15 protein-coding genes and 2 pseudogenes are annotated in these 11,946 nt (G+C 73.1%); 5 read left to right on the forward strand and 12 right to left on the reverse strand.

The features are described from left to right. Positions 1-57: 57 nt before the first annotated feature. Positions 58-744 carry a TetR/AcrR family transcriptional regulator gene (locus U6N30_RS16360; RefSeq protein WP_324273074.1) on the forward strand — a complete coding sequence of 229 codons (687 nt, stop codon included), beginning with the start codon at positions 58-60 and terminating at the stop codon, positions 742-744. Here U6N30_RS16360 and U6N30_RS16365 read toward each other — a convergent pair. Genes U6N30_RS16365 through U6N30_RS16380 form a run of 4 tightly spaced genes read right to left on the reverse strand, consistent with a single transcriptional unit; the run spans position 720 to position 2,485 of the window. Beyond that, the gene (locus U6N30_RS16365; protein WP_324278335.1) at positions 720-956 is read right to left on the reverse strand and encodes a hypothetical protein; all 237 of its coding nucleotides are present in this window, start codon (positions 954-956) and stop codon (positions 720-722) included. The genes U6N30_RS16360 and U6N30_RS16365 overlap by 25 nt on opposite strands. Positions 957-999: 43 nt before the next feature. Then, a complete protein-coding gene (locus tag U6N30_RS16370) occupies positions 1,000-1,506 on the reverse strand; it encodes a universal stress protein (protein ID WP_324273075.1) in 507 nt (168 codons plus the stop codon). 50 nt (positions 1,507-1,556) lie between these two features. Continuing rightward, positions 1,557-1,847: a hypothetical protein gene (locus U6N30_RS16375; RefSeq protein WP_324273076.1), complete on the reverse strand. Its 291-nt coding sequence runs from the start codon at positions 1,845-1,847 to the stop codon at positions 1,557-1,559. Beyond that, entirely contained in the window at positions 1,781-2,485 is a 705-nt protein-coding gene (locus U6N30_RS16380) for a DivIVA domain-containing protein (RefSeq protein WP_324273077.1), read from the reverse strand. Before U6N30_RS16380 ends, U6N30_RS16375 begins: the two co-directional genes overlap by 67 nt. Positions 2,486-2,762: 277 nt before the next feature. On the opposite strand from U6N30_RS16380, the pseudogene U6N30_RS16385 reads away from it, so the two are divergent. The 3 genes and pseudogenes from U6N30_RS16385 to U6N30_RS16395 all read left to right on the forward strand — a co-directional run. Next, a pseudogene (locus U6N30_RS16385) lies at positions 2,763-3,171 on the forward strand (LLM class flavin-dependent oxidoreductase); the annotation flags it as partial. After that, the gene (locus U6N30_RS16390; protein WP_324278336.1) at positions 3,118-3,891 is read left to right on the forward strand and encodes an LLM class flavin-dependent oxidoreductase; all 774 of its coding nucleotides are present in this window, start codon (positions 3,118-3,120) and stop codon (positions 3,889-3,891) included. The pseudogene U6N30_RS16385 and the gene U6N30_RS16390, both read left to right, overlap by 54 nt. Next, positions 3,888-4,586 carry a CE1759 family FMN reductase gene (locus tag U6N30_RS16395; RefSeq protein ID WP_324273078.1) on the forward strand — a complete coding sequence of 233 codons (699 nt, stop codon included), beginning with the start codon at positions 3,888-3,890 and terminating at the stop codon, positions 4,584-4,586. The genes U6N30_RS16390 and U6N30_RS16395 overlap by 4 nt, the downstream gene beginning before the upstream one ends. 23 nt (positions 4,587-4,609) lie before the next feature. Here U6N30_RS16395 and U6N30_RS16400 read toward each other — a convergent pair whose 3' ends face one another. The 7 genes and pseudogenes from U6N30_RS16400 to U6N30_RS16425 all read right to left on the reverse strand — a co-directional run bounded on the left by U6N30_RS16400 (position 4,610) and on the right by U6N30_RS16425 (position 10,332). Further along, the gene (locus U6N30_RS16400) at positions 4,610-5,734 is read right to left on the reverse strand and encodes an FMN-binding glutamate synthase family protein (protein ID WP_324273079.1); all 1,125 of its coding nucleotides are present in this window, start codon (positions 5,732-5,734) and stop codon (positions 4,610-4,612) included. Beyond that, positions 5,731-6,180, reverse strand: a complete 450-nt coding sequence (locus U6N30_RS16405) for a hypothetical protein (protein WP_324273080.1) — start codon at positions 6,178-6,180, stop codon at positions 5,731-5,733. The genes U6N30_RS16400 and U6N30_RS16405 overlap by 4 nt, the downstream gene beginning before the upstream one ends. Positions 6,181-6,233: 53 nt before the next feature. After that, positions 6,234-7,712: a GntP family permease gene (locus U6N30_RS16410; protein WP_324273081.1), complete on the reverse strand. Its 1,479-nt coding sequence runs from the start codon at positions 7,710-7,712 to the stop codon at positions 6,234-6,236. Between the two features lie 96 nt (positions 7,713-7,808). Continuing rightward, positions 7,809-8,009 carry a hypothetical protein gene (locus U6N30_RS16415; protein WP_324273082.1) on the reverse strand — a complete coding sequence of 67 codons (201 nt, stop codon included), beginning with the start codon at positions 8,007-8,009 and terminating at the stop codon, positions 7,809-7,811. Next, complete coding sequence (locus tag U6N30_RS16420) at positions 8,009-8,251, reverse strand: hypothetical protein (protein ID WP_324273083.1); 243 nt, start codon at positions 8,249-8,251, stop codon at positions 8,009-8,011. The genes U6N30_RS16415 and U6N30_RS16420 overlap by 1 nt, the downstream gene beginning before the upstream one ends. Positions 8,252-8,304: 53 nt before the next feature. Beyond that, positions 8,305-8,856, reverse strand: a pseudogene (locus tag U6N30_RS33985) (acyltransferase family protein); the annotation flags it as partial. Positions 8,857-9,054: 198 nt separating this feature from the next. Continuing rightward, entirely contained in the window at positions 9,055-10,332 is a 1,278-nt protein-coding gene (locus U6N30_RS16425) for an MFS transporter (protein ID WP_324273084.1), read from the reverse strand. A gap of 222 nt (positions 10,333-10,554) precedes the next feature. Here U6N30_RS16425 and U6N30_RS16430 point away from each other — a divergent pair, with 222 nt between their 5' ends. Then, positions 10,555-11,106: a TetR/AcrR family transcriptional regulator gene (locus tag U6N30_RS16430; RefSeq protein WP_324273085.1), complete on the forward strand. Its 552-nt coding sequence runs from the start codon at positions 10,555-10,557 to the stop codon at positions 11,104-11,106. Between the two features lie 24 nt (positions 11,107-11,130). Here the strand turns inward: U6N30_RS16430 and U6N30_RS16435 are convergent, their stop codons facing one another. Continuing rightward, the gene (locus tag U6N30_RS16435) at positions 11,131-11,943 is read right to left on the reverse strand and encodes a class I SAM-dependent methyltransferase (RefSeq protein WP_324278337.1); all 813 of its coding nucleotides are present in this window, start codon (positions 11,941-11,943) and stop codon (positions 11,131-11,133) included. Positions 11,944-11,946: the final 3 nt, after the last annotated feature.

Genomic DNA, 11,946 nt, shown 5'->3' on the forward strand with positions numbered 1-11,946 from the left:
TGCGGCGCTGGAACATTCCGGCACCGACGCTATCGACGGACTGTCGAACGAGTCAACATGGTGTCTAGAAACGGGTGCGTCCGGCTATTCTTCGGCGGTGACCGTCCCGGCGAGCGATCCCTCCCCCGCGGGCGGCGGACCGCCCGCCCCTCGGGCGACGACCGCGAGCTCGCCATCCTCGCCACCGCGGAGCGGCTGCTGACGGAGAAACCGCTCAGCGCCATCTCCGTCGACGACCTCGCCCGCGGCGCGGGGATCTCCCGGCCCACCTTCTACTTCTACTTCGCCTCGAAGGACGCCGTCCTGCTGACCCTGCTCGACCGGGTGGTGGCCGAGGCCGATGCCGCCACGCTCGACGCGTCGCTCCTCCCAGCCGCCGGACCGCGGGAAGGGTGGCGCCGGACGATCACCACGTACTACGAGACGTTCCGGGCGCACCGGGCGCTCACCCTCGCCTGGGCGGAGGCCCGCTCGAGCAGCGCCGAGATCCGCGAGCTCTGGGCACGGGTGTCCGGGGACTGGGCACGGCGGTGCGCGGTCGCGATCGAGGCGGAACGGGCGCGCGGCGCGGCGCCACCCGGACCGCCGGCCCTCGACCTGGCGATCCTCCTGACCTCGATGAACGAACGGGCCCTCTACGCGACCTTCAGCGGCGACGGTCCGGCCGTGGACGAGGCCGGCGTCGTCGAGGTGCTGCTCGAGGTGTGGCTGCGGACGATCTACGGGGTCTCGCCGGCGGACTGAGCGCCCGGCGCGCTGCCGTTCCCCACGCTGCCCGCAACCGCGATGCCGACCCCTCCCAGCAGCTCCAGCCCGAGTGGACGCCCCGGGACGCGGGCCACCGTCTCGACGGTGCCCGAGACCCGGTCGATGCGCGCGATGCGCCCGTCGGAGAGCCCGGTGAGCACCCGGCCGCCGGCATCGACGACGTCCTCGGGCCCGTCGCCGACCGGGATCGGCCGAGCGCCGGCGCCTGCCCCGGGGAGCCGCCCGCGCCGGTCACTCCTCGACGGCGCTGCCGGCCGAAGCCTCGATCTCGCGGCCGGTGGCGCCCGTGCGGACGACGGTCACCGGGCAGGGCGAGTGGTGGACCAGCTGGTCACTGACCGAGCCGAGGAGGAGCCCGCGGAAGCCCCCACGCCCACGCGCCCCCATCACCAGCAGGTTCGCGCCCTCGGCGGCAGTCATCAGCCCCTGGGCCGGCGCCTTGTGCACCACGTGGCAGGTCACGCGGACCGCGGGATCCAGGCCGGCGGCCCTCACGTGCGCCGTGAGCTCGTCGTGCACCGCCTTCTCCCACTCCGGGAGGGGCGGGACGTAACCCGGCGTCCAGCTCTTCGGCTGCGGGGCGGTCATCATGGCCCAGGCCCGGACGACGTGGAGGTGCAGGTCCGACCGGCGGGCCAGCCGCCCGGCCCAGACCAGCGCCTCCTGGGCGCACTTGGACCCGTCGTGCCCGACGACGATCCCGCCCTCGACCCGCACGACCTCACAGACGTCGTCCATCGCTGCCTCCCTCGGTTCCACCCGCGTCGCCGGTGCCCGGCCACAGCCTCTCACCAGCACCCGCCCTGACGAGCCGGAAGCGTCCCCGGGCGCCCGGCCCGGACCTCAGTTCGGAACGGGGCCGGGCGGCCCACCATCACGACGACGTCCGCTTCCTCGCGCGCGTCGGGCACGGCGCCCTCGGCGGCCACGTTGCCCCGCATGACGTGGGTCCGCGGGACGTCCTCGGGGACCATGCCGGCCACCGCCTGCAGCGCCTCCCCGATCCGGTCGGTCAGCTCGCGCAGCGACTGCCGCGCCTGGTCCCGTTGGCGGCGGACGTCCTCGACCTGCGCCTGCACGGCGGCCAGCTGCGCCGAGGCGTCGGCCGCCGCGCGTTCCCGGTCGCGGGCGGCCGCCGCGGCCAGCCGATCCCGTTCCGCGGCTGCCTGCCGCAGGATGTCCGCCGCCTCCCCTCGGCGCGATCGATCGCGGCCGCCGCGGTCGCCCGATCACGGCGGGCGTGCTCCAGGAGCTCGTCGGCGGCGTCGACCGCCAGCTCCTTGATCTGGTGGGCCTTGCGCAGCCGGGCATCGGCCTCGGTGCGGGCGTCGGCGACGATGCGCTCGGCCTCCCGCGCGCCGGCCTCGGTGAGGGCGGAGGCCTCGTCGGAGGCCAGTCGCAGCATTTCCTGCACCCGCTCGGAGACCGGGAAGGACTCCCGGCCCCGCGGGGCGTCGGCGAGCAGACGCCGCGAGATCTCCAGCTCCGCCGAGCACTCGCCGAACCGGCTCAACAGGTGGTCGACCTGACGGCGGACGGCGATCAGCTCGCCCTCGGCCCACGCCGTGTAGTTGTCCACCTCGAGCCGGTCGTATCCCTGCAGCCGCAGCCGGAACACCGGGCGGTGGTCCATCAGCTCCTCGAGGTCACCCCGGATGTTGGGCGCCTGCGGCGACGTGCCGGAGGCACGACCGCTCTCCCCGTCCGCGTCGACCACGGCACCACCGGACCTGCTCCGCACCATCGTTCTCCCCTGCCGCGAACCGCTTCCAGGGCGGACAGTGCCAGACACCGGTGGGCCGGGTCGGCCACCGTGACCGGACCGTGAAGATGTCACCGGCGTAGTTCGGCAGCCTGTGCCAGGACAGCTACGGTGCGTCGCAGAGCGGCCCGCTCCGGTCCCGGCTCGCGGGACGGGGATGCGGGCATAGATCGATGGTCGGGCCGGTTGAGCCGGATGGTAGTTGCACTTTCAACCAGCAACGGAGACGGTCATGCAGTTCGGCATCTTCACGGTCAGCGACATCACGCAGGACCCGACCACCGGTCGCACGCCGACCGAGGCGGAGCGGATCACGGCGGTCCTGACCATCGCGCAGAAGGCCGAGGAGGTCGGGCTCGACGTCTTCGCTCTCGGTGAGCACCACAACCCGCCGTTCTTCTCCTCCTCCCCGACCACCACGCTCGCCTGGATCGCCGCGAAGACCCACGCGCTGCAGCTCTCGACGTCCACGACGCTGATCACCACCAACGACCCGGTGAAGATCGCCGAGGACTACGCGATGCTCCAGCACCTGGCCGACGGCCGCGTCGACCTGATGATGGGCCGCGGCAACACCGGGCCGGTCTATCCCTGGTTCGGCAAGGACATCCGGGACGGCATCGAGCTCGCCGTCGAGAACTACGCCCTCCTCCGGCAGCTGTGGCGCGAGGACGTCGTCAACTGGGAGGGAAGTTCCGCACCCCGCTGCAGGGCTTCACCTCCACCCCCGGCCCCTCGACGGCGTCCCGCCGTTCGTCTGGCACGGGTCGATCCGCAGCCCGCAGATCGCCGAGCAGGCCGCGTACTACGGCGACGGCTTCTTCCACAACCACATCTTCTGGCCGCCGGAGCACACCCAGAAGATGGTCGAGTTCTACCGCCGCCGCTACGAGCACTACGGGCACGGCAGCGCCGACCAGGCCATCGTCGGCCTCGGCGGTCAGGTGTTCATGCGCAAGAACAGCCAGGACGCCGTCAAGGAGTTCCGCCCCTACTTCGACGTGGCGCCGGTCTACGGCCACGGCCCGTCGCTGGAGGAGTTCACCTCGCAGACGCCGCTGACCGTCGGCAGCCCGCAGCAGGTCATCGAACGGACGCTCGGCTTCCGCGACTACGTCGGTGACTACCAGCGCCAGCTGTTCCTCATCGACCACGCCGGCCTGCCGCTCAAGACGGTGCTCGAACAGCTCGACCTGCTCGGCGAGGAGGTCGTGCCGGTGCTGCGCCGCGAGTTCGCGGCCCTCAAGCCGGCGCACGTTCCCGAGGCGCCGACCCACGCCTCGCTGGTCGCCGCGGCCGGCGGCGCCACGGACTCCACGGTGCACGCCCCCGCCGACTCGGTCACGGGGCAGGCGCGATGACCACCCGGACGCTGGCCGTCGTCAGCGGCGGCCTCAGCAACCCGTCGTCCACCCGGCTCCTGGGCGACCGGCTCACGGCGGCCGCCGTCGACGCCCTGAGGGCGCGCGGTGAGGACACCACGGTCGAGGTCGTGGAGCTGCGCGAGCACGCCCGCGACCTGGCCGACAACCTCGTCACCGGCTTCGCCAACACGGCTCTGCAGACGGCCGTGGACACCGTCACCGGCGCCGACGGCCTGATCGCCGTCACGCCGATCTTCTCGGCGTCCTACAGCGGGCTGTTCAAGACGTTCTTCGACGTCCTGGACAAGGACGCGCTGACCGGGAAGCCGGTCCTGTTGGGGGCGACCGCCGGCACCGCTCGGCACTCCTCGCCCTCGAGCACGCCGTCCGGCCGCTGTTCTCCTACCTGCGCGCGGTCTCTGTGCCCACCGCCGTCTTCGCCGCGACGGAGGACTGGGCCGGCGCCGGTGGCATCGACCGTGCCCTGGCCGGTCGCATCGAGCGGGCCGCCGGCGAACTGGCCGACCTGGTCAGCGGACGCGCCGGGAGCTCGGGCCGGGTGGACCCGTTCGCCGACCCGACGACGTCCTTCGAGGACCTCCTCCGCGGCACCGGCACCGGGGCCTGACCCACCCCAGGCCCCGGGCATAGGTACCTATACCTGCGTTCTGGGCGCTGAGACGCAGGTATAGGTACCTATGCCTGTACCTGCGGCTCAGTCGATGGCGTCGGGGGACGGCGGCGCGGAACCACCCTCCGGCGCCTCGGCGCTCATGATCCGGGCGATCTCGGCGCGGTCGGCCGCCGACGGCAGGCCCCAGCCCGGTTCGTAGTCGTACACCTCGCGCAGCGGCCGCGACGCCGTCCGCCCGGTGAGGATCTCCACCACGTCCGCGTCGATGAGCCCCGGGTGCTCGACGCCGCACGCCTCGGCGAGCCGCAGCAGGTCGCGGCGCAGGGTGCGCACGTAGTTCGCCGCCCGCACCGACTTCAGCGCCGGGTCCAGCCCGCGGGTGAGCCAGGTGTTCTGCGTGGCGACGCCGACCGGGCAGGTGTCGGTGTGGCACTTCTGGGCCTGGATGCAGCCGATGGCCAGCATCGCCTCGCGCGCGACGTTCACCATGTCGCAGCCCAGCGCGAACGCCACGGTCGCGTTGTCCGGCAACCCGAGCTTCCCGCCGCCGACGAACACCACGCGGTCGTGCAGGCCCTTGCGCGCGAACTCGGCGTAGACCCGGCTGAAGCCGAGCTGGAACGGCAGCGAGACCGAATCGGTGAACAGCAGCGGTGCGGCGCCGGTGCCGCCTTCCCCGCCGTCGATCGTCACGAAGTCCACGCCGCGGCCGGTGCCGACCATGAGATCGGTCAGCTCCTCCCAGAAGGGCATGTCGCCGACCGCCGCCTTGATGCCCACCGGCAGTCCCGTCTCCGCCGCCAGCAGCTCCACCCAGTCCAGCAGGCCGTCGGCGTCGTCGAACTCCGCGTGCCGCGACGGGCTCACGCAGTCGACGCCTTCCGGCACCCCCGCGCCGAGGCGATCTCCGCCGAGACCTTGACGCCCGGCAGCACCCCGCCGAGGCCCGGCTTGGCCCCTGGCTGAGCTTGATCTCCAGCGCCCGCACCGGTGCGCTGGCGACTCGTTCCTTGAGCCGGTCGAGGTCGAAGCGGCCGAGCTCGTCCCGGCACCCGAAGTAGGCGGTACCGATCTGGAACACCAGCTCCCCGCCGTGCCGGTGGTGGACCGAGATCCCGCCCTCCCCGTGTTCTGCAGGCAGTCGGCCAGCGCGGCGCCGCGGTTGAGCGCCTCGACGGCGGGACCGGACAGCGAGCCGAAGCTCATCGCGGAGATGTTGACGACCGAGGCCGGGCGGAACGCCCCGGCCCTCCCCGCGCGGCCCCGAGGACCTTCGCGCAGGGCAGGTCCACCCGGTGGCCGGCCTGCACGTGCGACGTCGGCACCGCGCGACCGAACGTGCGGTGGTTGATGACCGGGTAGCCGGCCGTGTACTCGAGGTCGTTGTCGGTGCCGAAACCGAAGTAGTTGTTCTGCGCCTTGGCCGACGCGTACACCCACCGGCGCTGGTCACGGGTGAACGGCCGCTCCTCGTTGTCGCCCGCGACCAGGTACTGGCGCAGCTCGGGCCCGATGGATTCCAGCAGGTAGCGCGCGTGCCCGATCACCGGGAAGTTGCGCAGCAGCGTGTGCTGGCGCTGGAGCAGGTCCCGGGCGGCGACAGCGGCCACCGCGGACAGGCCGGCAGTGGCGATTCGTGCGACCCGGTTCATGGTGGTCCCCTCCGAGCACTCCGCCCGTCGCGACGGTGCGACGGGGCGTGCGGTCACAGCAGCAGGCTGAGCACCAGGGCGAGCAGGAAGCCGATGGTGCCCAGCAGGGTCTCCATCACCGTCCACGTCTTGAGCGTCGTCTTCTCGTCCATCTGGAAGAACCGGCTGACCAGCCAGAAGCCGGAGTCGTTGACGTGCGAGAGGACGGTGGCCCCGCCGGCGATGGCGATGACGATCAGGGCCAGGTCGGGGCTCGAGAGACCGTCGGTCGCCTCGACCACCGGCGCGATCAGGCCCGCCGCGGTCGTCAGGGCCACCGTGGCCGAGCCCTGGGCGATCCGCAGCAGCACCGAGATGACGAACGCCGCGACGATGACCGGCAGCCCGATGTCGGCCAGCACGTCGGCGAGCGCCTCACCGATGCCGCTGGCCCGCAGGACGCCGCCGAACATCCCGCCGGCGCCGGTGATCAGGATGATCGCGCAGACCGGGCCGAGCGCGCTGTTGACCACCGACTCGATCTCCGCCCCGTCGGTGCCCCGGTGCTTGCCCAGCACCCACATCGCGACGAGCACGGTGAGGAGCAGGGCGATCGGGGTGGCACCGATCAGCTGGGCGGTCCGCACGAACGTCGAGTCCGCGTCGACGGTGCCGGCCGTGGCCAGGGTGCTCATGCCGGTGTTCAGGAAGATCAGCAGCAGGGGCAGGAGCAGGATCGCGAGCACGGTCCCGAACGAGGGTGGCCCGGCGGTCCGTGCCGCCGTCCGGGTGTCCGCGCCGGGATCCGCGACGGCGGGCGAGGTGCCTTCCACCGCTTCCTGGGGCGCCCCCGACGAGCCCGCCGTGCCTGACGGGCCGTCGTCGTCGGATCCCAGGATGTCCGGCACGGCCACCTGGTAGCGACGGCCGGCCCAGGTTCCGAAGAGGTAGCCGCCCAGGTACCAGGTCGGGAGGCCGATCAGGAGGCCGAAGACCAGCACCAGGCCGATGTCGGCGCCGACCAGCTCGGCGGCCGCGACGGGGCCCGGGTGCGGCGGGACGAAGGCGTGCATCACCGCGAAGGCGCCCGCGACGGGCAGGCCGTAGGTCAGCAGTGATCCGCCCAGCCGCCGCGCCACGGTGAACACGATCGGAAGGAAGACGACCAGCCCGGCGTCGAAGAAGATCGGGAAGCCGAACAGCAGCGCCGCCACGCCCAGGGCCAGCGGTGCCCGCTGCTCCCCGAAACGGCGGATCAGGGAGTCGGCGAGCACCTGTGCCCCGCCGCTGAACTCCAGCAGCCGGCCCAGCATCGCGCCGAGCCCCACCAGCAGGGCGACGCTGGCCAGCGTGGACCCGAAGCCGGCGGTCAGCGTGCTCACCACGTCCTCGAGCGGCACCTGGGCAGCCAGGGCCGTGAGCAGGCTGACCAGCACCAGGGCCACGAACGCGTGCAGCTTCAGCCGCATGATGAGGAACAGCAGCACCGCCACCGCGGCGGCCGCGATCAGCAGCAGCGGCCCGGCGCCCAGCGCAGGTTCGACCTCGGTCACGACGACCACCCTCCTGCGACGACGGTCCGGCAGCGGTGATCATGCCGCGCCGGCGGCAGCGGCGCGACCGCACGCAGCGGTCACCGCGCCGAAGCCCTAGGTGCCTCGCGCGGCGGGGCCGCCGACCGCGTCCTCGGCCCGGGGTCGGCCACGCAACCAGCGCTCGGCCGGCTTCTCGACGACGGCGTACGCCACCGCGGCCACGCCGGTGGCGACGACCACGAACCCGACGAGGCCGAGCACGGCGGCCACGCCCTCGAGCGCCGGCGCCGGCCGGACCCGGCCGATCGCGTGCATCAGGAGGAAGTGGACGAGGTACAGGGCGAAGGACCACTCCCCAGGCGGACGGTCCAGGGACGGGACAGCCAGGAGCGCTGCCCGGCCAGGTCCTGGCGGGCCGCCGCCCCCAGCACGAGCAGGATCGCGGGCAGCACGACGAGCGTGGCCAGCGACCGCGGCCAGCTGCCGTCCCAGGACCCCAGCAGGACCAGGCCCACCGCACCGAGCAGCGCGCCGCTCGCCGTCCGGAGGAGGGCCACCGGAGGCCGCCCCGCTCCAGCGTCAGAGCGAGCGCCATACCGCCGACGAAGCTGACGACGGAGTACCAGGGCGAGACCCAGACCGCGAGGTCGAGCGCCGGGTCCACCGACACCGCCACGACCGACGCGGCCAGGACCGTCGCGCCCAGCAGGGCCGCGGCCGTCCAGACGCGGCGCAGGGAGTTGCGCGCGCCGACGGCCATCAGCACCGGCGTCACCGCGTAGAAGAAGGCCTCGCAGGACAGCGACCACGAGACCGAGTTGAGGCCGAAGAAGACGTCCCGGTCCGGGATCCAGGACTGCACCAGCAGCAGGACCGCTGCCCAGGTGCCGGGTCCGGCGGCTGCCCCGTAGAGGATCCCGGCCAGCCCGGCGAGCACCGCCGTCGCCAGGTGCAGCGGGTACACCCGGGCGAAGCGGCGCCGGTAGAACGCACCGGCCGAGAGCCGGCTCCCGCTCGCCGACCAGGTCAGGACGAAACCGGAGAGGGCGAAGAAGAAGGTGACGCCCAGGTACCCGAGCTCGGCCACGCGCCCGAGGACCGGACCGAGGTCGACCAGCGCCTCCCCGTTCACCCTGCTGGCGGTCACGTGCAGCAGGACCACGCTCAGCGCCGCGACGTACCTCAGGCCGGTCAGCGAATCGAGGCGCGGGCCGCGCTCTCCCGTAGTGATGGATGCCCCCGGGGCTCGACGTCCGCCGGATGCTAGCAGCGGGACGCCATCCTCCCCGGTCCGAGCCCCGGCCCTCGGCGCCGGGGGCGCAGCCTGGCCCGAAGGGGTGAGGCCGACCGGGCGGGCACCTCAGCGGTAGGCCGAGGTGCCCCTCAGCCGGGCACGGACGGCGGCGTGCAGCGGTGCCAGGACCACGCCGTCCCGCGCCAGCCGGGACCGGAGCTCCCGCCGGTGCCGCAGGACGCCGACCAGGCCGATCGCCCAGAACACGTACTGGACGGCGAAGGCCGCGCGGAACGCGCCGAGGTCGTAGTCCGTGCCCCCACCGGGGGTGAGCACGTCGAGGACCACGCCGATCGCCAGGATCGTCAGCAGGGACGCGACGAAGCCGCCCACGTTGACCACCCCGCTGGCGCTCCCCATCCGCTCCACGGGGTTCTCGGTGCGCGCGAAGTCGAACCCGATCATGGAACCGGGGCCGTTCGTGCCGAGCACCACGACCAGCACCACGAGCACGGCGACCGGAGCGCGCCCCGGCCACACCAGGACGACGGTCCACGCCGTCACCGTGGCGCCCAGGATGGCGAAGACGAGCACCGAGCGGCGCAGCGGCCAGCGCGCGCACAGCCGCCCGAGCACCGGCCCCACGGCCATCGCGACGAGGACGAGCAGCGTCAGCAGGGCTGCGGCGCCTCCCGGGGTCAGCCCCTGGCCCACCACCAGGAACGGATAGCCCCACAGCAGCGCGAAAACCGTGCCGGAGAACTGGGTGACGAGGTGGGTGTACATCCCGATCCGCGTTCCCGGCTCGCGCCACGTGTCCACCAGCCTGCGGCGCAGCTCGGCCGCGTCCAGGGCCGGACCGGCGGCCCGGCCACGCGGCGCGTCCCGCAGCGCCACCGTCACCAGCACCGCGACCAGCAGCCCGGTGGCCGCCGCGCCGAGGAACGTCGCCTCCCACGAGGTGCCGTGCAGCAGGGCCACCAGCGGATAGGCCGCGACGACGGACCCGGCCTGGCCGAGGATCCCGGTCAACTGCGTGATCAGCGGGGCCGCACTGCCGGGGAACCACATCGCGACGACGCGCAGGACGCTGATGAAGGTCATCGCGTCACCGGCGCCGACCAGGACCCGCGCGGCCACCGCCGTCGGGACGTCGTCGGCCAGGGCGAGCACCAGCTGACCGGCGGCCATGGTGAGCGCCCCGGCCAGGATCATGCGGCGCGAGCCGAAGCGGTCCAGGGCCACCCCGACGGGCACCTGCAGCCCGGCGTACACGGCCAGCTGCAGGACCAGGAACAGCGACACCGCGGAGGCGCCGGCCGAGAACCGCTCCTGCGCCTCCACGGCGGCCACCCCGAGGGACGAGCGGTGGAAGACGGCGACGGCGTAGGCGAGCAGTCCCACGCCCCAGACCGCGTACGCGCGCCGGGGGCCCGCTCGGTAGTCGGCATGCTCACCCCATACCCGACGCTGCGGGCGCGCTCCAGCTTCCGGCAGGAGCGGTGAGTTCCCTCACCGCTCCTTCCGCGCGTGACATTCTTCCGGCGTGCACAGCCTCGTCGATCCCACCGAGGATCCCGCGGTCGACGACGCCCACCGGCGGGGCGGATCCTCTGGGCGCTGGCCGTGTCGATGGCCGAGAAGGGCTACCAGGCCACGACGATCTCCGACATCGCACGCGCCGGGCGGGTGTCGAAGACGGTGGTCTACGCCCACTTCCGGGACAAGGAGGAGTGCCTGCTCGAGCTGTACTCGCGGGCCAACGCCAAGGTGCTGGCCACCGTTCGGGAGGCCCAGGAGGAGGCGCGTCGGGCCGGGCTGCCCTGGCGCGACCGGCTGCGGGCGGGCATCGCCGCCTACCTGGCGACGATGGCGGCCGGGGCGCCCGTGGCCTGGGCGGCGCTCGTGGAGGTGCAGGCCGCGGGCCGCCGGGCCCAGGCGCTGCGTCGCGACATGATCGACGGCTACGTGGACCTGCTCGCGGAGGTCGCCTCCGGCCTTGCCGAGGAGGTTCCCGCCGAGGTCCGACGGGTGGACCGCTCGCTCGTGCTCGCCGCGGTCGGTGGCATCAACGAGCTCATGCTGGCGCGGGTGGAGCGGGGCGAGGCCGAGCGACTGCCCGAGGACACCGATCTCGCCACCGCGGTCGTGATCAGCGTGCTGGAGCGGCGCGGCTGACCGTCGCCGGGGCTCGGCAGGGGCTCAGTAGGGGTCGTACGGCGAGTCGTGGCCCAGGAGCCGGGCCACGGAGCGCAGCCGCAGCCGGAGCAGGACCTTGACGACGACGTTGCGCAGCCACCACGGCAGCTCCGCGACGATGCGCAGCCGGTCGCGGCCCGACGGCCGGCCGACGCGGAACAGCGCCAGGGATCCCGCCCGCCGCTCGTAGCGCAGGTCACCGGCGAGCAGCACGTGGGCCAGGACGCCGAGGGTCACCCCGATGGAGGAGAAGCAGTCGTGCACGAGCACCGGCGCGCCGGCGGGCAGGTGCACCCGCCACCTGAGGTCGTCGGAAAGCGTCCAGTAATCGTGCTTCCCGTCGATGTACAGCAGATCGAAACTGCGCGTCCAGGATTTCCGCGCCTTGGTCGAGTATTCGCAGACCAATTCCACGACGTCCTCGACTCCGGCCTCCTGCACGTGCCGTTCGAATTCCAGGCGCGTGGCACTGCCGCCGAACAAACGGCCGTCGACGAATGGATCCATGGCCACGACCCGACCGCCCCGAGGCCGCACGGCGTGCGCGAGCACCACGGTGGAACGACCCTGGTGGCTGCCGATCTCGAGGGCGGTGGCCCCGGCCGGCAGCGCTCCCGCCTGCTCGAACAGCAATTCTGCCTGCGCCGCGGTCAACCATCCGGGAATGGGGTCCGCAAGGGCCCAGATTTCCGGGAAGCGCTCGTCGGTGGGCGGCAGCGGGAAGTCCGGCACGTATTGCCAATCAGTAGACGGAGGACGGCTACACTCGCGCGGCACACTACAGCAGCGGAACTGCACGACGCGGAGGGTTTCCATCAG

Source organism: Blastococcus brunescens (assembly GCF_035320885.1).
Lineage (GTDB): Bacteria > Actinomycetota > Actinomycetes > Mycobacteriales > Geodermatophilaceae > Blastococcus_B > Blastococcus_B brunescens.